Source organism: Gimesia fumaroli (assembly GCF_007754425.1).
Lineage (GTDB): Bacteria > Planctomycetota > Planctomycetia > Planctomycetales > Planctomycetaceae > Gimesia > Gimesia fumaroli.
This window is the reverse complement of record NZ_CP037452.1, coordinates 260915-279134: the sequence shown is the minus strand read 5'-3', so window position 1 is coordinate 279134 and position 18220 is coordinate 260915. Positions and strand designations below refer to the sequence as shown.

Sequence of the window (18220 nt, the reverse complement as noted above, 5' to 3'; positions counted from 1 at the left end):
AATCAAATCAGGACATACGACCGTTCAGGAGAACGTTGGAAGCCATTTCCAGCGCTTCTCCTGTCAGTCCTGCTTCTTCCATCTGACGGAGGGCGGCTTGAATGTCGTACTCCTTCCGCTTCAGGGTGACTTTCCCGTCTTCAATGATCGCGTAGGAGCAACGGGGGTCTCCATCCCGTGGCTGCCCGACACTTCCCGGATTGACCACCTGCTTCTCGCCCAGATTGAGGTGAAAGGGAATGTGTGTATGACCGACACAAACAAAGTCGGCATTGATCCCCTGCAGGCGTGCATTCCAGGCGGCTTCATTATCATTCAAATATTCATCCAGAGGATCACGGGGCGTTCCATGCACCAGATAAAATGTCGTGCCTTCGATCGTAACCTGCTGTGAGATCGGCAACCGCGCCAGATATTTCATTCTGACACGATCCAATAGTTCCCAATGCAGGGGCCGCGTGAAACAGGCCAGCTTGCGAAACCCAGTCGTACCTTTCGCCTCTACGCGCTGCGCGACCGCATGATCATGATTTCCTCGTACGCAGGCATTCGCGTTCTGCTTAACCCATTCAATACACGGCAAAGGGTCGGTTCCATAATCGACCAGGTCACCGATGCAGAGGCAGTAATCAAACTCTTCCTGGATCGCGGAAAGCGCCGCCCAGTTTGAATGAATATCCGATATCACAAGCACTCGCATTGACTCTCGCCCTGATTACTGTCGACTCCCGGAAGGGGAGCAAAAACGATTCTTATCCTGTTATTCTATAATCACTTAGATTGTATGATACAACCGCCGGATTTGGAAACCAACTTCGAAAATCGACGGCGCATCCCCTTTATTTTACGAATAATTCGGCTCAGAAACCGACCGAAAAAATCACCTATGGACTCATTTTTATAGAAGTGCTAGACTCCCGCCACATGTCTGAGGCAGCTCAACATCACTACGACAAATACCATCTATTTTTGAGGTCGTTTTTCCAGCAGGATGTTCGGAGAGACAGCACCTTTTCACTCAAATTCAAACCATCCGGTTCGGACGCTTTCAGAAGGGATACTGATATGCGGACCCTGCAACTGTTCAAGAAAAGTCTGATCATCACATTCGCAATCGCCGTCTGCATGACGGCCGTGTTGCCGGAAGCAGATGCCAGAATTGAAGCCGTCAAAGGTAAGAAATACAAACTCACCAAACGGCATGGCCCCTGGATGATCATGGTCGCCAGTCTGCGAGACATTCCTGAAAGTCGCCGCTCCAAAGGTCTAAGCGCCCAGGAAGCCGCCGACGAATTGGTTTATGAACTCCGTAAACGGGGCATTCCTGCTTACACATTCAGCCAGGAATCGGTCATTCAACGCTTCAATACACTGGACCGTCTCGGCCGTGAAGAACGCCGCAGCTATGCTGCACAGCGGGCAATGATTTCCGTGATCGCGGGCAATTATTCCGACAGTGAAGACAACGTGGCTCAGAAGACATTGAAGTATGTCAAAAACTTTCATCCACAGGTGCTGACAGAAAACGGCGTCTATAAAAAAACACCCGGGCAACCAGGTCCGCTCAGTGGTGCGTTTCTCACGATCAATCCACTGCTGTCTCCCCAGGAAGTCGCACAAAGAAAACAAGATCCGCTGATCGCTAAACTGAACTCAGGAATTGAATATTCTCTGCTGAAGAACAAAGGAAAATATTCTCTGGTCATCGCTTCTTTTTATGGGAATTCGGTTACCAAAACTGCCACTTCCCGATTCCAGAATGCCTCCAGCAACCTGAAAGTCAGCAACAGCCTGGACCAGGCAGCGGAAAACGCCTGGACCCTGGCAAAAGCATTACGCAACGCAAAAAGCTATGGCTTCCCTGCCGGCTCTCCGCGGAACATTGATGCTTATGTACTGCATGAAAAATATCGATCCATCGTAGCCGTCGGTTCTTTTGATACGGCTGATGATCCTCGGATTACCGCTTATGCCAAGCTGTTTGGTGCCAAGCTGAAACCGCATCCGGAAAGCGGCGTGGAAACAATGACCGCAGAGTACTTCGTGATTCCCGGCAAAACGCCGCAATCACCGCCGGCGGCATCATGGGTCTTTGACCCCAAACCCACGCTCATGCAAAACCCCAAAGCCAGGTAATTGCAAACCGGCAAAACCAGATTCTCGTAATTGCCTTCCCTCTGTTAATCGGGCCTGCTACAGTGCCTGAAGTCGGGAAGGCTTCTTTTTGCGCGAGAGTGCTGCCTGCTTCGACTTTGCATAAACGACAATGTACCTCTAGAAATTCCACTCGCTCATGTCACAATATCCTGTCATCGTTCTAGCCAGTCGAAATCAAAAAAAAGCTGGCGAAATTTCGGAACTGCTCCGCCCGCATGGCATCCGGGTCCAAAGTGTCGCCGACTATCCCCAGGCACAGGAAGTCGTGGAAGATGGCAGCAGCTTTGCAGAGAACGCAGCGAAAAAAGCTTCGGAAACCGCCCGCACCATTTCCCAGTGGACAATTGGCGAAGACAGTGGATTGATGATCGATGCACTCGATGGTGCACCTGGAATTTACTCCGCCCGCTTCAGCGGAGAAGATGCCACCGATGAGAAAAACAACGCCAAAATGATCCAGGAACTGGCAGGCGTTCCTCTGGAACAGCGAACCGCCGCCTATGTCTGTAACGTCGCACTGTCGAACCCAAAAGGAGAAATCTGCCTGCAGGTCGAAGCCCGCTGCCGAGGCCGCATGACCGAAGCACCGCGCGGCCAGAACGGATTTGGTTACGACCCCTATTTCGAGATCATTGAGCTGCATAAAACTTTCGGCGAATTAGCACCGATTGTCAAACAGCATCTCAGTCATCGTGCGCGGGCCTTTGAACGGTTCATTCCGCAACTGGTCGATCTGTTCCAGCGCGAGAATAAATAACAACCTAAAAAGAACGGCTTGCTTTCTCTTCGGAAGCAGGTTTAGGTGGCGCACCCATAGCGGCACCCTGCCCGCGGCGTGAGGCATATCGAATCGGGAACGAAGGCCAGACGCTGTTTTGCTGCTGTGGGAAAGTGTATTCAGGGCCATCAAAGTAATGTCCCACCGCACCATTCCGCATCGACTTTTCTGAAACGTATTGAGTGAAACCCAGCCATTGACGATCGGGGGCGACTACACCAAAAAAGTTATCTCGCTCGGGAGTAAAACCGGCAAATTCACGCGGCAAGGGAGTCGTGTGCAACGCCGTTAACAAAAACGCCATCGCAATATATCCCGTCATCGCGGCAAATCCCCAGCGTGCTACTTCATGCACGAGCGGATGAACCTGCATATAAGTAGGCGCAATCCGCACCGTGATTTCTCGAAACAGGAAAATAAACCCCACGAACAGGCCAATCAGCGCAATGCTGTCCCAGCGCAGCGGCCAGGCCCCCGAACTGGCAATATTGTTCGTCAAAAAAGTCGCCAGGGGTTCGAAGTAGTTCATCGCCAATAGCCCGGCAAAAAGCACCGACACAAAGATAAAAGCAGCGCCCCATGCTCCTTCACTGGCAACACACCAGGTCACAATTCCCAAAATTGCCAGTAACAAAATGTCGATCATAGTCGAATTCCAGAATGAATCAGATCAAATACAAAATCGTTTATAAATCAATGAAAACCAGATCAGCAAGCAAGATGATTCTGACGTGATCTCACTTTACAACCCGCAGCAATTCATCAATCGAAGTAATTCCCTTCACAACCAGCCGCAGACCTTCCTCTTTCATATACAGCATGCCGTTCTTGCGGGCCTGTGCTTTCAGTTGAGACATGCCGGCTGTATCGCGAATCATATCCCGCATCCGCTCGTTAAAGTCCAGCAGCTCGACCACACTGATCCGCCCCTTGTAACCCAACCCAGTACAGGAAGGACAGACAATTTCCGGATTTTTCGGCTGCCGATAGAAACATTTCACCTTATCAGGCGGCAGGTTTGCTTTCTTCAAAAACTCCGGGTTGGGTTGATATGCTTCTTTACATTCAGGACACAGCCGCCTCGCCAGACGTTGTGCCAGCAGCGCCGAAAGAGAACTCGCCAGCATGAACGGTTCAACTTCCAGGTCGATCAACCGGTACAACGCGGTAAAGGTATCGTTGGCGTGAACCGTTGAGAATACCATGTGACCGGTATTCGCAGCCTGACAGGCAATCCGTGCGGTCTCCGCATCACGAATTTCGCCGATCATGACCACGTCCGGGTCCTGACGCAAAATACTTCTTAAAGACTCGGCAAACGTCTGGCCGGCCTTTTGGTTGATTTCAATCTGTGACACATTATCGATCCGATATTCAACCGGATCTTCAATCGTGATGATATTCCGCTGATACGGGTCGATCTCATGCAAGGCGGCAAACAAAGTCGTTGATTTACCGGCACCTGTCGGACCACAGCATAAAAATAGACCGTGTGGCTGTTTCACAATACCACTCAGCTTGTCGACCAGTTGTTTTCGAATTCCCAGTTCTGATAGCGAAGCAATCGAATTCGTCTGGTCCAGAATACGTAAACTCATTTTTTCGCCGTGCCGGGTGCCCTGACTGGCAAGACGAAAATCAATCTCGCGGTCGGGCATGATAGCACGGAAACTACCGTCCTGGGGACGACGCTTCTCGGTAATATCCATCGCACCAAGCACTTTGAAAATATTCAGAACGGCTTCACCAATCGAACGGTCAAAACCTTCCGTAGGGTACATCACGCCGTCAATACGCAGACGCACTCCCACTTCATCTTCTTTCGGCTCCAGGTGCACGTCAGTCGCACGACGCATCACCGCGTCGTAGACCAGTTCCTTTGCCGCCAGAAAGCCACGCGAATTCTCTACCCGGCGCGAACTTGAAGGGTCATCCCCTCGCCCGGTTGACGATTTGCCAATAAAGCGAATATCAGGCCCGATGGCCGCCTGCTGTTTCTTGGTGCCTCCCACCCGGATTCCCATCCGGGCCAGATAACGCAGAGTTAAATTCTGGATATGATCAGGCGTCATCACCCGGCTCGAAGCGGGCACCTTCGCATTGCGTTCTCGAATATACATCCCCAGCGGCCCACCATAAGCCGCCAGCAGGATAAAAAAGCCAAGCAGAAAGCTGGGCATACAGAATACAAGCAGAAAGCCGAGCCCGCCGGCAACTAAAACGATGGAACTCCAGAACTCGGTATCGATTTTTAATCCGCGACTGTCCTCATCAACCCAGTACGATGTTTTCGCCCAGAGCAGAAACAGCAAAACCACCAGTAGAAACTTCCAGAAATGGAAATAAAACCCCTGTGAATTGGTAAAACGCGGATCATTGCCTCGAAAAAACGGGACCGGTAGCGGCGGATATTCTCCCGCGTTCGAAACAGCGACAACACGATTCGGCTCTTGAGACTCGCGGTCGCTATCTGGAACCGGTTGCGCTTGGATGTCTGTCAAGAATCCCGTAAGGCAGAGCATTACGATAAGACACGCCCAGAAAAATTTCACGCTGTTGTTCCTCAAAATGAAGCTGATGTATCCAATGAAATTGACCGGAATCTCGGTCAGTAGCCCGTATAAATGGTGATACTATAAGGAGTTGAATTTAGTCTATATTCTAACGGGAAGAAACGTCTTTCTCTAATTTTAATCAGAGAGAATCGACTTTTCCCCTGTTTATCCCACTTTTCGCAATAGCACAATACAAGTATATACTACACCGTAGAACGGCAGGAAGCCAGAATCGGCAGTCACAAAATTCCACACACAACTGAAGGAATTCGCAGTTCTCCCTGAATAAATTGGTCTGGATCGCATCGCGACCCTCGGCATGATGATGCGGAGATAAAGTCGCGCGCGCGAGTGAGCACTACGGATTCAGTTGAGATTCCTGTACCACTGAGAAAATCAGCACCATAAAATCCGCTCGTTTCAGCACGATTTTTCAAACCGCTGCTTCGATGCACCTCACTTATCAAACGACATCGCAACGCTTCATTCCGCATTCCTGGTGCTTCATAAAGACTTCCCAGACGATCACAGGTCGATTGCAGGAAAAAGAAGCGTTTCCCCATTGACGCCCCCACGCCATTAACGATGATTCTGCTCACAAACATGATTATCTCTTCCACACATCCAGACCGAGCGCAGCAAGCAGGAAACCAACAGATCAACTGACAAAACCAAATCACAAATTCATCCTCATAAAAGGAGAGTCAGGGCCGTCCCCCATGTAGCCGCCCGCCTCACAACGTTCGATCCCAAAACAAGGTCGGTGGCACTATTGGCTTGCCAACAGTGATCGGATCACCGGCCCCAAAAGCCATTCAGAAAACCCAGAATGCCCCACCTCTAAGCGGCACGGCACCAGCCACCGTTAAAATATCCAGCAGCCAACCAGACAACCAGATCATACCCCATCGCCACGAACCGCCCGAGCTGAATTTCAGTCAGTAGTGAATAAGAACAGCTCCAAATTTCACTCTCACCCTCTCTCATCGTCATCGTGCTACACAAATTCATTTCGTGTTTTTCGTGGTTGAACACAAAACACCCCTGATCCAATTCCTCAGACCAAGGGGGCTTTAATCCATTAAGAGATCACGTACGTAAAAATGGGATTCTGAAAACTTTTACCTTTTCCCCAATGTTCAAGACAATCACCGGGAACCTTTTCTGTCCATAGGTCGCCCTGCTTTTTCGCTTTCTCCATTCTGTGATAAGCTTGCCAATCTAGGGCGTCCATTCTGCATGCCCGCCTACTGGGTCATAAAGTTTTGCCAGGCTTTAGTAAGAATTCTGGCATTCAGTACAAACGAATGTTATACAAATAATCTTTCGTGACTATCCGTTTACATTTCTTTCTGTTTACATTTCTTTGCTTGCGGATAATTCAATCGGTTTTCGCGATACTGGAATAGAGCATTCTTGAGATGATTCCTCGTCAATCGGTTCTCCAGGCTCTGACGGCCTTGTCTCAATCGTTGCAGTACGCGCATGACTCGGATGTCGATCCGTGGCAGTTTGCTATTGAACATGAGATTCTTCGAGAGATGGGATTAACAGTGAGCGACATTCGCTGGTTGATCCACAAAAAGTTCGTCATTCATCGAAAGGAAACTACTGCTCCCGGCGATCCGACACGTTCATTCTCTCGGTTAAGCATAACATCAATCACTCCTGATGCCGCCTATGTGCTGACAGATAGCGGAATCGAAATCACTCGACGCCTGATGAATGAGGAAAGCGCTCCCTCAGATCTTTCCTCGCCGGAGCTGGTATCGCGGCCCCTCCCATCAGACACTCGCAATTGCCCTATCTGGTCTGCCGATCATCGTGAACTCTGGTATGAGGAACGCCTGGTAAAACGTTTTCGCGTCCCGGCCCAGAATCAGGTTTTAGTGTTGACTGTATTCCAGGAAGAGGGGTGGCCAGAGTTTATTGATGATCCCCTGCCTTCAGATCCCAAAATCGACCCTCGCCGCCGACTGCAAGCAACAGTGAAATCACTCAATCGCTGTCAGGCTGAAGGTCAAATTCGCTTCCATACTTGTGGTGGTGACAAGATCTTCTGGAGCGCGCCTGGGAACGAACTAGACGCTTAAATTCAGCGACCCACAGAGGGTGATCTCACCCTCATCGCAACTCATTCCCACCTCAACCAAGACCTGATCATTCTCTGATCACACGTTGCGTTCGGCTCTAGCAAGGTTGATAAACGTTCTCGTTCATCGACGTTGACTTGTACCATTTCGTCGTTCAATTTTTAGAAGCATTTACCGGCTTCATATTAGATTTCCAAGAGAGAAGGAGATTCAGATGGGACAGTTTATCGCAGCAGCAGCCACGGCCGTGGCTCCCGTGTTGTCTAGTGTTTTGGGGTTTATCGGAGATAATCCCCAGACCATTGCCACCATGAAGAAAATGGCAGACAGTTTTACCAAGGAGGCGAATGCCGAGCAGAATGCCATGCTGGCACTGGCTGGTTTGCCAGTTTCCAAGACACACATTGTCATCGATTTTGCCACAGAACTGGATACTCCCGAGGATGCGAAAACGGCCGCCTCGGCGGCCCTGGATGCGGTAACCAACTCAGTCACAACGTATTACAAAACGCAGTTTCCCAAAGTCGCTGCAAAAACGGCCGATGCCGGGTTCGCAGCAAAATTTGATGTGAATGGTGATATTTCGACCGCGATCACACAGATGAATGACTATTTCTCTCGCAATAATATTCCCACAACCAATAACCCAGCGGAAAAGATGGCGCAAACGATCAAGGCTCAGATGAAAGCCCGACAAGGCATCACAGGAAAGAGTGCTGGAAAAACATATCTGAATAACAATCAGTCAGTTTGCTGGGCAGTAATGTATGGAAATGTCGCCGATCCCAGCGGTGAAAACGCTTTACTTTATGGATTTATAGCGGGCTTTGATAGCGGGTTTGGAGCCTAGTAAGTTTGAGCCTGTTTTGCCTGAAGACCGATTGTCTCTCGACAGAATACAGAGGCAATCGGTCGTTTCTCTGCGAGAAAAAGGTGTCAGGAACCTTATTCTGCTTTTCGTGGCCTACCTCGGGGTTTGATCGTGCTTTCCAGCTCCAGTTGTTGGACGGTTTGAGTGGTCCAGGCGTCGTTGCCATACGGAGTGCCGCGTTGAATGCTGCGTGCCAGAGCCTTTAGTTCGCGGTCGGTCAGTGGCTGGTTGACATGTGCGGTCCAGCCTGGTTTCCGCTTCTGTGGCCACGGTGATAACAGCGGCTGTGGCTCGGAGGAACCTTGCCTCCAGTGAGAAAGGCTGCCCCACTTCCAGTCTTCAGCCCGCTTGACCAGATTGGCAGTGAGCGCATTCCGTTCTACATACCGGCACACCGTATAGAAGTGCTCGTCATCCTGAATCGGAAACGATTTGAATCGTCCCTGGTAGACGTGACCGGAGCCAGTGCTCTTGCGGTGGGCGTGCCATCGCTGGGTGTGGGTGAGCGTGAGCCAGCCGGTGAAGCGGGAGAGCTGACCGTCTTCACTGGGATGAACGACCAGATGCCAATGGTTCGGCATCACACAATAACTGAGCAGCCGCATCTCAAACCGCTCGACCGCTTCCGACAAGATCCGCTCAAAGGCGGCGTAGTCTTCGTCCGTCTCAAAGATCGTCATCCGGGCATTCGCCCGATTGAGCACATGATAAAGATATCCCGCCTGAGCGGCCCGTTTTGGTCGTCCCATAAGCAGTATTAGAGCGAATTTCACCTAAATTGTCAACTTAAGGTTCCTGACACCTTTTTCTGTCTTTGAAGAAGGGGCATTATCAGTTATAATTCAAGCAGGCGTGAGAGCTTTACCTAAGAGCAAGGTGCCTAGTCTAGAGAAAGTCGATGAACTTGACGATGTCAATTTAGGCGCAGCAGCTGAGGCGGCTGAAGAAGCAGAAGAGGCCGCTAATGCAGCAAAGAATTTACTTGAAAAAAATAAAGGAGCTGTCACAAAGTCGATCCCAGCTACTAAGGAGCTTGCTGACGAAATCGCCAGCGTTGGTTTGCCTCGATCTAGGCAGACAGTCGTGCTAATTGAAACGGCGGAGGGCAAGACAATTATTGCTGCGGGTGGTCCAGATCTGACTGCCGCTCAAAAAACGTTGGCAAGGGGGAAAGGACTTTTGGTTGCAGATGACCTTCCTGGCTTTCACGCTGAGATGACCGCCGTAGCGACAGCTGGCGAAAAAGGGCTATTACCAATTCGTGGAGTGACAACAAACAAGATGTGTAGGGATGGAAGTAGTAGCTGTTTTAACCAACTTAGTGAGATGGCAAAAAGAGGTGGATATGAATTGAAAGTTGGGCCCGATGGCCGCTCATTTGAGTTCATTAAGATAGGAGAGTAGTAGCAGATGGTTGACGAGTTTATTGAGAAAATTCAGGAGTACACAAAGTCTCAGCCAACATCGAATCTTTGCACCCCTACATCAAAGAATGCAATCAATGAAACCGAACACAAACTTGGTTTTTCGATCCCCAACTTACTCAAACAATGTTATTTGAGAGTTGGCAATGGAGGCTTCGGGCCAGGTTACGGAGTCATCGGTCTCGAAGGTGGGTACGCATCGGACTATGGAAACGTTGTTGAGACATTCCAACTTTTGAAATCCGATCAAGAATCGGAAGGTCTAGAGTGGCAAGAAGGTTTGCTTCCGTTTTGTGAGTGGGGGTGCAATATTTTCTCATGTGTTGATTGTAATGACCCCCAACATCCCGTTTTTACGTTTGAAGACTTCGCTGTAACGCAACAAAACTACACATTGGATCGGTTTTTTGAACTGTGGATGAGCGGTGCGGACATTCTTTCCTGCGATGGAGCGGAGGTAGATGAGGTTGAAATCACTAATCCATTTACTGGTGAAAAAGAAACGGTATCAAAGCGAAGGCAGAAGTGACTGTCATAAATGAAGCCAGAACAGAAAAAGGGGGCAGCGACGAATGGCACTGCCGCTGTTTTTTGAGTTTGTGTTTGCGCAACGACTCCCGGGTGACGCAGTCACGGTTTTAATTTTCTGATTTTTTGCCAGTTCGCTGGAAATTGTGTTTGGCAAAACCTTTCCTGGCATTATGCTGCGTTCTGGCAAGACCTTCCTTGGGTTGGTGTGGGTAAAACATTTGACCAAGGAAGGTTCTATGCCATTTATATCAGCTTCCCATTCGAATGCAGCATCATTTTCTCTTTTCAAACGTTCGATGATGCAAAATGCTTCGCTTCCGCTATCTGATGTGATTGATGACCAGCGCTGGCAACAAACCTTTGATGAACACGAAATCAATTTTGGTTCCGGCGAGGATGACGTTTACACACCCGCAATCACGCTCTGGGCCTTAATTTCTCAGGTCTTCTTTTCCGGCGAGCAACGCAGCTGTAAAGCGGCCGTGATCCGTGTTGCCAGCCTGTGTGCCGCGCTGGGCCGACGGGTTTGCAGTACGAATACCAGTGCTTATTGTCGGGCGCGACTCAAAATCCCGTTTATCGTCATTCGAGACATTGTCCAACAAATTGCCGCTGATGCGGAAGCGGCCTGTGATCAGAATCGTGTCCAGACCAGAGAGCAGTCGGCGGCACGCCTCAGTCCTTCCAGCATCGCTGATGTGAAATCACGGAGCACCGGCGGTCGCATTCTGCTGGTTGATGGCTTCACCCTCACGGCCGCCGATACTCCCAAGAATCAGCGTGCCTATCCACAGAACCCGACTCAGAAACCGGGGCTCGGGTTCCCCGTTCTACGCTGCGTTTCTCTGATCTCGATGACAACCGGACTGCTGGTGGATCTAGTGAGCGGGCCTTACAGCGGAAAAGGCAGTGGCGAAACGGCCCTGTTCTGGCAAATGCTGGATGCACTCCGACCGGGAGATACCTTGGTGGCAGACTCGTATTACTGCACGTACTGGCTGGTGAGTGCGTGCCGTGCGCGGGGCGTTCAGGTTTTGATGAAGAATCATCACCTGCGTGACGATCATCCGCAAGCCGCACGGCGGCTGAGTAAACGGGAGCGACTGGTGACCTGGTCACGACCATTGCAACGTCCTGCCTGGATGACCCGTCAGGAATTCTGGCAACAACCGCTGACGCTCACTCTGCGTCTGGTCGATGTGCAGATCAGTCAGCCGGGGTATCGCGCCAAAACGTTTACGATTGCCACCACCATCACAGATCGGAAAGCATACCCGGCGCGCTGGATCGCCGCCGTGTATCAGAGCCGCTGGCTGATCGAACTGGATATTCGCAGCATCAAGTGTTCGCTGGGGATGGATATTCTGCGTGCGAAGTCTCCGGACATGGTGCTCACCGAACTCTGGTCGTGCCTGCTGGCGTATAATCTGATTCGGTTAAAAATGCTGCAAAGCAGTCTCTCAACAGACCGTGATCCGCGTTCCCTCTCGTTTGCCACCACGCAACAGATGCTGGCTGCCAGTTGGTTGTTGGGAGCCGTCACGAAGCTCACGGATGAGTTGGTTGCACTCGGACAACAGGTCCCCAGCAGCGAACGTGTGGGGCATCGCACTGGTCGAACAGAACCCAGAGCCAATAAACGCCGCACCAAAGTGCTGGCTTTGCTGAAGCAACCAAGATACCATTACCATCAACAAAGGAGGACGATCGTATGAACGCAAACTGTTACGCTACAATAGGCAGTGCCATTCGTCGCTGACCCCTTTTACTACGCGCCCCTATGCTTGTTGATGATATGCAATCTCAAGGGCATCGAGATACACATCAGAAACAAAAGAATTAAAAAAATCTTTCGAGCCAAAAACTAAAGTGCCACCATTTTCTGTCCTCTGAATGTCTAACCCACCTTCCTCAACAGACTGCTCTACATCCAAAGCTAAATTTACAACTTCTGGTGTTACATAATCTAACATTCTCAAACAGTCAGTGTATGTCTCCCAGAGTTCAATTCGTTGCTCATCCGTTCTCTGTTCATTGAAGTCAAATTTTTGCCTGATTGGATCAGAGTCTTTCAATGGTCTTGGTGGTTCATGATAGTACGGAGCAAAGTTTCCGACCCAGAAATCTTTAATCATGTGCAAGTCTCTAATAAATGAGTTAGTGTTTGCGAAATAAGTAGCATGTGAATTAAATGGTAAGAAGGGCCCAGCAGAAGTAAAGATCTTTAGGGAGAGTGGATCTAAAATAGCAATGATCGATCTCAACAGTTCACGTAATACATTCAGATTTTTTTCGACGCATTCGTTATGATCTTTATACGTCGATTCTGGACTTAAATCCTTATCGTCAGTTTGAGTGATATAGTAGCTTCCAGGTGAAATATACAACTCAGCAAAACCATCATAGAGATATGCGTAGCCACGAGGATGCTTTTTATCCCAAGTGGTTACATTCAATGCTGCTTTTTGTTTTTTCTTAAGCTTTGTTTCTTCCGTTAGTTGCCATTGTTCTAACCATGTAAAAGCACTGCATTCCAAAGAATTCGAAGATGACTTATCTAAGGCTCGATTGTTCAGTAGTGTTGAATTTAATGTTTCTAGCGAAAGGCACTCATCCGCTTCATACAAATACTTCTTTCTGCTTCGATCTAGAATGCGAAAATCCCCCCAGAGTGATTCTGCATAATTGGATCTATCTAATGATTTTGCTATCTCTAAGAAATTTTGTCCTGCAAAAAAGTCAGGAGATCTAGGGTATAAACAAATATGAATTCCATATGACATTACAACTCTCCGACTACACGTACAAAGATAATTTTCCCGTTTGCTTCAGTAAAAAGCTCGCCTTCGAAGAATAATTCACCATTCTTTCCCAAGCTCCATTCTGGCGTCCCATCAGGTAATTTTCTATCTGGTAGGCGATTAATAACGATATACTGTCTACGAATTTTATTTTTTCCTAAAATAAAGCCTGCTGCTTTAAATTGTTCAATTGCATGTGTTAATTCAGCTTGCCCCTTACCTTCTCCTAGATCGTAAAGGAGTCCTCCCCTTCCGTTTGTAACTGAAATTGGCATGCTCCCCTTAACTTGATCCATTTGTTGTGAGAGTTTCCAATAGAGAAAACTAAGGAGACGATCATGACCAAACGACGTAAGAAACGACATACCCCGGAGCAGATTATCCGTAAGCTCCGTGACGCCGATACGATGCTCAATGCCGGCAAGACAATCGGCGAAGTCTGCCAGCAGCTGGAGATCAGCGAACAATCCTTCAATCGCTGGCAAACACAGTATGGCGGGATGAAGGCCGAAGAGGCCAAGCGACTGAAGAATCTGGAGCAGGAAAACACCCGGCTCAAAAAGCTGCTCGCCGAAGCGGAGCTCGATAAAGCGATGCTCAAGGAAATCGCGGAGGGAAACTGGTAAGCCCTTCTCGCAAACGCCAGGCCGTCCAGCATCTGCAGCAGACGTTCGATGTTTCCGAACGCAAAGCCTGTCGGGTTCTGGATCAGCCCCGTTCCAGTCAACGCTACCAGGCGGCTCCTCCTGATGATGAAGCCGCTCTGCTGAAGCAGATTCTGAAACTGGTACGCTGTTATCCCCGTTTCGGATATCGACGAATCGGCAGGATGCTGCAGGCGGCTGGCTGGAAAGTGAATCCCAAACGCATTTATCGTTTGTGGCGTCGAGAAGGGCTCAAAGTCCCCAGAAAACAGAAGAAAAAACGTGCGTTGGGTACGGGGGCGAATGCCTGCCATCGCCATCGTCCAGAAAGGAAAAACCATGTATGGTGCTGCGATTTTATTTTTGATCGAACAGAAACCGGGACCACGCTCAAGTGGCTCTCGATTATTGACGAGTATACCAGGGAGTGCCTAGCCTTGAAGGTGGACCGTCACATCACCAGCGAGGATGTGATCAACGTGCTGGCGGAGCTGTTCCGGACTCACGGCGTGCCGGAGCACTTCCGCAGCGACAACGGCAGTGAGTTCCTGTCCAAGGCGATTCGCAGTTGGCTGAAACAGATCGGCGTAGGAACGCTGTATATCGAACCGGGCAGTCCCTGGGAGAATGGCTACGCCGAGAGCTTCCACAGCCGTGTCCGGGACGAGTTCATGAACTGTGAGGTGTTTGAAAACCTGAGATCTGCCCGCCGGCAGACAGAGGCCTGGAAGCAACATTACAACGAGGTCCGCCCGCACAGTTCGCTGGGCTACCTCACCCCCAGACAATTTTCGCAGCAGTGTATCTCTTCCAGTCGGACTACGTCCGCCTTCCAGAGAAACACTGCTGTTACCCAAAAGTTCTCATAACAACTGGTACGGAAATGGGGGGCCTGTCAAAATCACATCAGTATTTAAAATAGTACCGGGTTCATATCCTTTGTGAAATCGTTTTACAAATTCTTTTTTCATTGCAGGAGATAACTTTTGATACTTTCCGAATAAGAGTTTATAAGCAGCTTTACCTAGATTTGTTTCTTTGGTTTGAGTGTATCCAGCCATATCTTCTGCTGCAATCATTTCCCGTAACGCATCATTAAGATTTGATGGTTCAGGCTCGCCCTTAATATTTTTATTAGCTTTTAATGGATTCTTTTTATAACCTGGCTTACCATTGCCTTTTTTTTGCAATAATTCTCGTCGAAGTTTTAGAAGATTTTCGTGACCTTCGGAGAAATTCAAAGGATTTGGAATAGCTCCGTATTCATCATACCAAAACTCACTAAGTGCTCTTCCAACACGTGTGTCTGGTCCAAATGTTTTCCGTAACTTTGCCAGTTTTTCAGACTTGGATATTTTTGTGACTAACTGTGCGAATTTAGTTCCTTTGGCTGCTTTGAGGCCTCCTTTGGCAATCGCTCCTCCTGGAATGAGTAGTGATGCAAGTTCATATGCAAGTCGTCCAGTTACATAAGCTTTTTCTTCAGCTGTCCAATCATCAAAATGTGCTATTTCATCAACAGCGATTTTTAATAAATCGATAACGGCTTCGACTTCTGCTTTGCTTAGCTCAAACTCGGCTGAAACTAAGCTTTTTAAATTCTGATATAACTCTTCCGATTTATCAGACGAACCAAAAAGCTTCTCATAAATTAACGCAGTACCAAGCTTTCCAAGTTTTTTGCTGACGTTTAGAAATCGTGCAAAAGGATCATCTGGTACTGTAAAACCGAGAGATTCCAACATTTTGAACGCATAGTCAGAAGCATAGTTGTTGGGCGTTAAGTCGTAAAATTGAACATACGATTTAGATGCTCCTCCAAGTATCTCTGCAGTACTCTCGATGTCACTATAGAATCCTTCAAGAAAACCTTTTCCAAAATGCTCTGACAAGAGTGACAAGTCTGCTTGTAGATTAGGACCTGAACTATCTGCTAGAGTAGAATAATTTCCTTTCAGAAAAAGCTCTACTAATATTCTGTTGTACGCATCATTCTTAAGAATTCCATTTAATCTTTTATTTTGTTCACCTTGACCTTGATTAGAGAGTTCAAGCTCAGCAACATCACCCCCCAGCCTTTCATAACGTTTGATCAGTTTTCCTAACCGTAACAGGATTAATCTTTTCGCACCTGGAGATATTTCAGGATCATTGATTTGCTCATCAAGACCTTTGATTGTTTCGGCTAAACTAAGACGCTCGAATGTGTTTTTTAAGGTCTCGGCCAGTTTGTCGGCTGCTGTTTTTTCTTCTGGTTCAATTTTCTCTTTATTCAGATCATTCATCAGTCCTATGGGGTCCATGAATGCCCGATCATTGTCGGTTAGTTTCTCACGTTCATTCAGAAAGACTTTATATTTTGCTAACAAATCAGGTAGTGAAAGCACATGGCGGCCCCATTCTTCTCGGATGAGTTTGCCGCCTTCTTCATTGTATTCGCGGTAGATCCAGATCGTGCCGTTGTCAAAGCGTTCCCAGTAGGTGCCGTCCCGTGTGGTGCCTGAGGCAATCGGTGGCAAATCCGTACGGGGGGCGCGGCCGGAGCTGCTGCCAAAGCCGGTGCCGAACAGGGAAGTGCCGAAGGGGAATATGCCTTGGCCAAAGAAGTTGCCAGGCATGAGGCCTGCCGCAGCCGGGTTGGGGATATTGAACGGTTGCTCTTGAGGTCCATTCCAGTAACCATCGACATAATCTGTATAGGGTTCATGATCCATTGTCGTTACATCGATATTCCCGTCAGAGTCTGTCGTCGTGATCAGACCGTTTTTCTCCCCGTCGATGGTATTGTCGTCGGTTCGCTCGGCGTGGGAATCCGAGTTGTGTGTTTCTGTCTTGCCGGTCCGGGAGTCGTACGCAGTGGCCATGCCGTTTGTGGTGGCGTTGTAAGAGTGCAGTTTCAGGCCATCGTTACCAGTCAACACGTTTCCGTTTTCGTCAAAATAACGGGTGTAGTCGAACTCTGTGAAGTAGGTACTTCTGCCGCGGGAACTGACGTGGTAGAGATTATTGGGCGGGCGTAAAAGGTGTCAGGAACCGAATGGCCCTGCCTGTTTGTTTCCGAGAAGTTAATCCTTGTATACGAAGACGCAATCGTTTATAGGATATTGATAATCAATTTCATCTCACTTGGATAGCCGCTAGACAATCATGAAATAATTGAACCAGAATGAGGGCACTAAAGTGAAGATCAGGAACATCAAGATCTATCAGATTGATTTGCCTCTGCTTGAAGGCAAATACAGTTGGTCTGAAGGAAAGAGTGTTGACGTGTTTGACTCAACGGTCGTTGAAGTTCAGACAGATTGTGGAATTAAAGGATACGGTGAAGTCTGTCCCCTTGGGCCGGTTTATCTTCCGGCTTATGCTGGTGGTGTCCGCGCGGGTCTTAAAGAACTGGCCCCCGCGTTACTCGGCGAGGATCCCCGGCGGCTATTGGTCATTAATCACAAGATGGATCGTGTGCTGAAGGGACACCCGTATGTTAAGTCCGCGATCGACATCGCTTGCTGGGATATTTTGGGACAGGCGGCAGAACTGCCAGTTTGCGAACTACTCGGTGGTCGATATGGAGAAGATATCACTTTGTACCGTGCTATTTCACAACGCTCTGCAGAAGAGATGGCACAAAACATTGCTGAGTACCGTACCGAGGGATACCGACGCTTTCAGTTAAAAGTAGGAGGTCACCCGGAAGATGATATTGCTCGTATTCGCGCTGCCAGAGACGTATTGGAACCCGAAGATAAACTGATCGCCGATGCCAACACTGGCTGGCTGATGCATGAAGCGATGCGAGTCGTGAATGCGGTGAAAGACATCGATGTGTATATTGAGCAACCCTGTTCGACTTACAACGAGTGTCTCAGTATCCGCCGTAATACAACATTACCCTTTGTACTGGATGAAGTGATCGACTCTACGGCAACTATTCTTCAAGGGGCCTCCGATGGTGCAATGGATGTGGTCAATATTAAAATCAGCAAATTCGGTGGACTGACACGCGCAAAGCAGGCCCGTGATCTGTGTGTCTCCCTGGGGATTGCAATGACCTTGGAAGATAGTTGGGGCGGAGATATTGTCACCGCCGCGATTGCGCACCTTGCACAGGGAACACCGGCCGAATTTCAATTTACCTCGACTGACTTTAACAGCTATGTCACGACCTCTATTGCTGAAGGAGCTCCTCAACGGATTGGCGGGCGAATGTCTGCCTCGTCTAGTCCGGGCCTTGGTATTCAACCTCGGATGGATGTCCTGGGGGACCCGATATGGATCTGCAAGTAAATCAACCTGAAACTGTTTTCCGACTCACTTTACGATTGCGCATTCTTTATATAGATGAAATTTGACAAAGTTTACGAACATG

The 18220-nt window shown here is 48.8% G+C and carries 17 protein-coding genes; 10 read left to right on the top strand and 7 right to left on the bottom strand.

Going from position 1 to position 18220, the window contains the following annotated elements; genetic code table 11:
* Positions 1 to 7: 7 nt before the first annotated feature.
* Positions 8 to 700: a metallophosphoesterase family protein gene (locus tag Enr17x_RS01095; RefSeq protein ID WP_145305411.1), complete on the bottom strand. Its 693-nt coding sequence runs from the start codon at positions 698 to 700 to the stop codon at positions 8 to 10.
* A 365-nt stretch (positions 701 to 1065) separates the two neighbouring features.
* Between Enr17x_RS01095 and Enr17x_RS01090 the strand changes: the two genes are divergently transcribed.
* Both Enr17x_RS01090 and rdgB read left to right on the top strand, forming a co-directional pair.
* Positions 1066 to 2136 (top strand): hypothetical protein, encoded by a 1071-nt coding sequence (locus Enr17x_RS01090; protein ID WP_145305410.1) that lies wholly within the window; start codon positions 1066 to 1068, stop codon positions 2134 to 2136.
* Between the two features lie 157 nt (positions 2137 to 2293).
* Complete coding sequence (gene rdgB / locus Enr17x_RS01085) at positions 2294 to 2914, top strand: RdgB/HAM1 family non-canonical purine NTP pyrophosphatase (protein WP_145305409.1); 621 nt, start codon at positions 2294 to 2296, stop codon at positions 2912 to 2914.
* A 4-nt stretch (positions 2915 to 2918) separates the two neighbouring features.
* Here rdgB and Enr17x_RS01080 read toward each other — a convergent pair whose 3' ends face one another.
* Together Enr17x_RS01080 and Enr17x_RS01075 are read right to left on the bottom strand one after the other, a co-directional pair.
* Positions 2919 to 3581, bottom strand: coding sequence for a CvpA family protein (locus Enr17x_RS01080; protein ID WP_145305408.1), 663 nt, complete (start codon positions 3579 to 3581; stop codon positions 2919 to 2921).
* 91 nt (positions 3582 to 3672) lie between these two features.
* Positions 3673 to 5436, bottom strand: coding sequence for a GspE/PulE family protein (locus tag Enr17x_RS01075; RefSeq protein ID WP_232100909.1), 1764 nt, complete (start codon positions 5434 to 5436; stop codon positions 3673 to 3675).
* Between the two features lie 1475 nt (positions 5437 to 6911).
* Between Enr17x_RS01075 and Enr17x_RS01070 the strand changes: the two genes are divergently transcribed.
* Together Enr17x_RS01070 and Enr17x_RS01065 are read left to right on the top strand one after the other, a co-directional pair.
* Positions 6912 to 7583 carry a hypothetical protein gene (locus Enr17x_RS01070; RefSeq protein WP_145305407.1) on the top strand — a complete coding sequence of 224 codons (672 nt, stop codon included), beginning with the start codon at positions 6912 to 6914 and terminating at the stop codon, positions 7581 to 7583.
* Between the two features lie 214 nt (positions 7584 to 7797).
* Positions 7798 to 8433 carry a hypothetical protein gene (locus tag Enr17x_RS01065; protein ID WP_145305406.1) on the top strand — a complete coding sequence of 212 codons (636 nt, stop codon included), beginning with the start codon at positions 7798 to 7800 and terminating at the stop codon, positions 8431 to 8433.
* A gap of 95 nt (positions 8434 to 8528) precedes the next feature.
* Here the strand turns inward: Enr17x_RS01065 and Enr17x_RS01060 are convergent, their stop codons facing one another.
* Entirely contained in the window at positions 8529 to 9203 is a 675-nt protein-coding gene (locus Enr17x_RS01060; RefSeq protein WP_145305405.1) for a transposase, read from the bottom strand.
* A gap of 127 nt (positions 9204 to 9330) precedes the next feature.
* Here Enr17x_RS01060 and Enr17x_RS01055 point away from each other — a divergent pair, with 127 nt between their 5' ends.
* The 3 genes from Enr17x_RS01055 to Enr17x_RS01045 all read left to right on the top strand — a co-directional run bounded on the left by Enr17x_RS01055 (position 9331) and on the right by Enr17x_RS01045 (position 12124).
* Positions 9331 to 9858: a hypothetical protein gene (locus Enr17x_RS01055; protein WP_145305404.1), complete on the top strand. Its 528-nt coding sequence runs from the start codon at positions 9331 to 9333 to the stop codon at positions 9856 to 9858.
* Positions 9859 to 9864: 6 nt separating this feature from the next.
* Positions 9865 to 10407: an SMI1/KNR4 family protein gene (locus Enr17x_RS01050; RefSeq protein ID WP_145305403.1), complete on the top strand. Its 543-nt coding sequence runs from the start codon at positions 9865 to 9867 to the stop codon at positions 10405 to 10407.
* 238 nt (positions 10408 to 10645) lie between these two features.
* Positions 10646 to 12124 (top strand): IS4 family transposase, encoded by a 1479-nt coding sequence (locus Enr17x_RS01045; RefSeq protein ID WP_145305391.1) that lies wholly within the window; start codon positions 10646 to 10648, stop codon positions 12122 to 12124.
* A gap of 63 nt (positions 12125 to 12187) precedes the next feature.
* Here the strand turns inward: Enr17x_RS01045 and Enr17x_RS01040 are convergent, their stop codons facing one another.
* Both Enr17x_RS01040 and Enr17x_RS01035 read right to left on the bottom strand, forming a co-directional pair.
* Entirely contained in the window at positions 12188 to 13192 is a 1005-nt protein-coding gene (locus tag Enr17x_RS01040) for a hypothetical protein (protein ID WP_145305402.1), read from the bottom strand.
* Positions 13192 to 13506, bottom strand: coding sequence for a hypothetical protein (locus Enr17x_RS01035; RefSeq protein ID WP_232100908.1), 315 nt, complete (start codon positions 13504 to 13506; stop codon positions 13192 to 13194). The genes Enr17x_RS01040 and Enr17x_RS01035 overlap by 1 nt, the downstream gene beginning before the upstream one ends.
* A 42-nt stretch (positions 13507 to 13548) precedes the next feature.
* On the opposite strand from Enr17x_RS01035, the gene Enr17x_RS01030 reads away from it, so the two are divergent.
* Positions 13549 to 14723, top strand: a protein-coding gene (locus Enr17x_RS01030; protein WP_232100907.1) for an IS3 family transposase whose coding sequence is annotated in 2 segments (ribosomal slippage) — positions 13549 to 13822 and positions 13822 to 14723 — 1176 coding nt in all. Because the reading frame shifts where the segments join, the coding sequence is not laid out codon by codon here.
* Here Enr17x_RS01030 and Enr17x_RS01025 read toward each other — a convergent pair.
* A complete protein-coding gene (locus Enr17x_RS01025; RefSeq protein WP_145305400.1) occupies positions 14718 to 16568 on the bottom strand; it encodes a hypothetical protein in 1851 nt (616 codons plus the stop codon). The two genes, Enr17x_RS01030 and Enr17x_RS01025, sit on opposite strands and share 6 nt — an antisense overlap.
* On the opposite strand from Enr17x_RS01025, the gene Enr17x_RS01020 reads away from it, so the two are divergent.
* Together Enr17x_RS01020 and Enr17x_RS01015 are read left to right on the top strand one after the other, a co-directional pair.
* The gene (locus Enr17x_RS01020; protein ID WP_145305399.1) at positions 16560 to 16874 is read left to right on the top strand and encodes a hypothetical protein; all 315 of its coding nucleotides are present in this window, start codon (positions 16560 to 16562) and stop codon (positions 16872 to 16874) included. The genes Enr17x_RS01025 and Enr17x_RS01020 overlap by 9 nt on opposite strands.
* Positions 16875 to 17034: 160 nt before the next feature.
* Positions 17035 to 18138: a cis-3-hydroxy-L-proline dehydratase gene (locus Enr17x_RS01015; protein ID WP_145305398.1), complete on the top strand. Its 1104-nt coding sequence runs from the start codon at positions 17035 to 17037 to the stop codon at positions 18136 to 18138.
* Positions 18139 to 18220: the final 82 nt, after the last annotated feature.

What these genes read in the sequence shown, in the direction of transcription:
- Enr17x_RS01020 (WP_145305399.1), top strand. Translation starts at nt 16,560, where the DNA reads ATGATCCATTGTCGTTACATCGATATTCCCGTCAGAGTCTGTCGTCGT.
- Enr17x_RS01050 (WP_145305403.1), top strand. Translation starts at nt 9,865, where the DNA reads ATGGTTGACGAGTTTATTGAGAAAATTCAGGAGTACACAAAGTCTCAG.
- Enr17x_RS01065 (WP_145305406.1), top strand. Translation starts at nt 7,798, where the DNA reads ATGGGACAGTTTATCGCAGCAGCAGCCACGGCCGTGGCTCCCGTGTTG.
- Enr17x_RS01080 (WP_145305408.1), bottom strand. Translation starts at nt 3,581, where the DNA reads ATGATCGACATTTTGTTACTGGCAATTTTGGGAATTGTGACCTGGTGT.
- Enr17x_RS01090 (WP_145305410.1), top strand. Translation starts at nt 1,066, where the DNA reads ATGCGGACCCTGCAACTGTTCAAGAAAAGTCTGATCATCACATTCGCA.
- rdgB (WP_145305409.1), top strand. Translation starts at nt 2,294, where the DNA reads ATGTCACAATATCCTGTCATCGTTCTAGCCAGTCGAAATCAAAAAAAA.
- Enr17x_RS01045 (WP_145305391.1), top strand. Translation starts at nt 10,646, where the DNA reads ATGCCATTTATATCAGCTTCCCATTCGAATGCAGCATCATTTTCTCTT.
- Enr17x_RS01035 (WP_232100908.1), bottom strand. Translation starts at nt 13,506, where the DNA reads ATGGATCAAGTTAAGGGGAGCATGCCAATTTCAGTTACAAACGGAAGG.
- Enr17x_RS01070 (WP_145305407.1), top strand. Translation starts at nt 6,912, where the DNA reads ATGATTCCTCGTCAATCGGTTCTCCAGGCTCTGACGGCCTTGTCTCAA.
- Enr17x_RS01095 (WP_145305411.1), bottom strand. Translation starts at nt 700, where the DNA reads ATGCGAGTGCTTGTGATATCGGATATTCATTCAAACTGGGCGGCGCTT.
- Enr17x_RS01040 (WP_145305402.1), bottom strand. Translation starts at nt 13,192, where the DNA reads ATGTCATATGGAATTCATATTTGTTTATACCCTAGATCTCCTGACTTT.
- Enr17x_RS01025 (WP_145305400.1), bottom strand. Translation starts at nt 16,568, where the DNA reads ATGGATCATGAACCCTATACAGATTATGTCGATGGTTACTGGAATGGA.
- Enr17x_RS01060 (WP_145305405.1), bottom strand. Translation starts at nt 9,203, where the DNA reads ATGGGACGACCAAAACGGGCCGCTCAGGCGGGATATCTTTATCATGTG.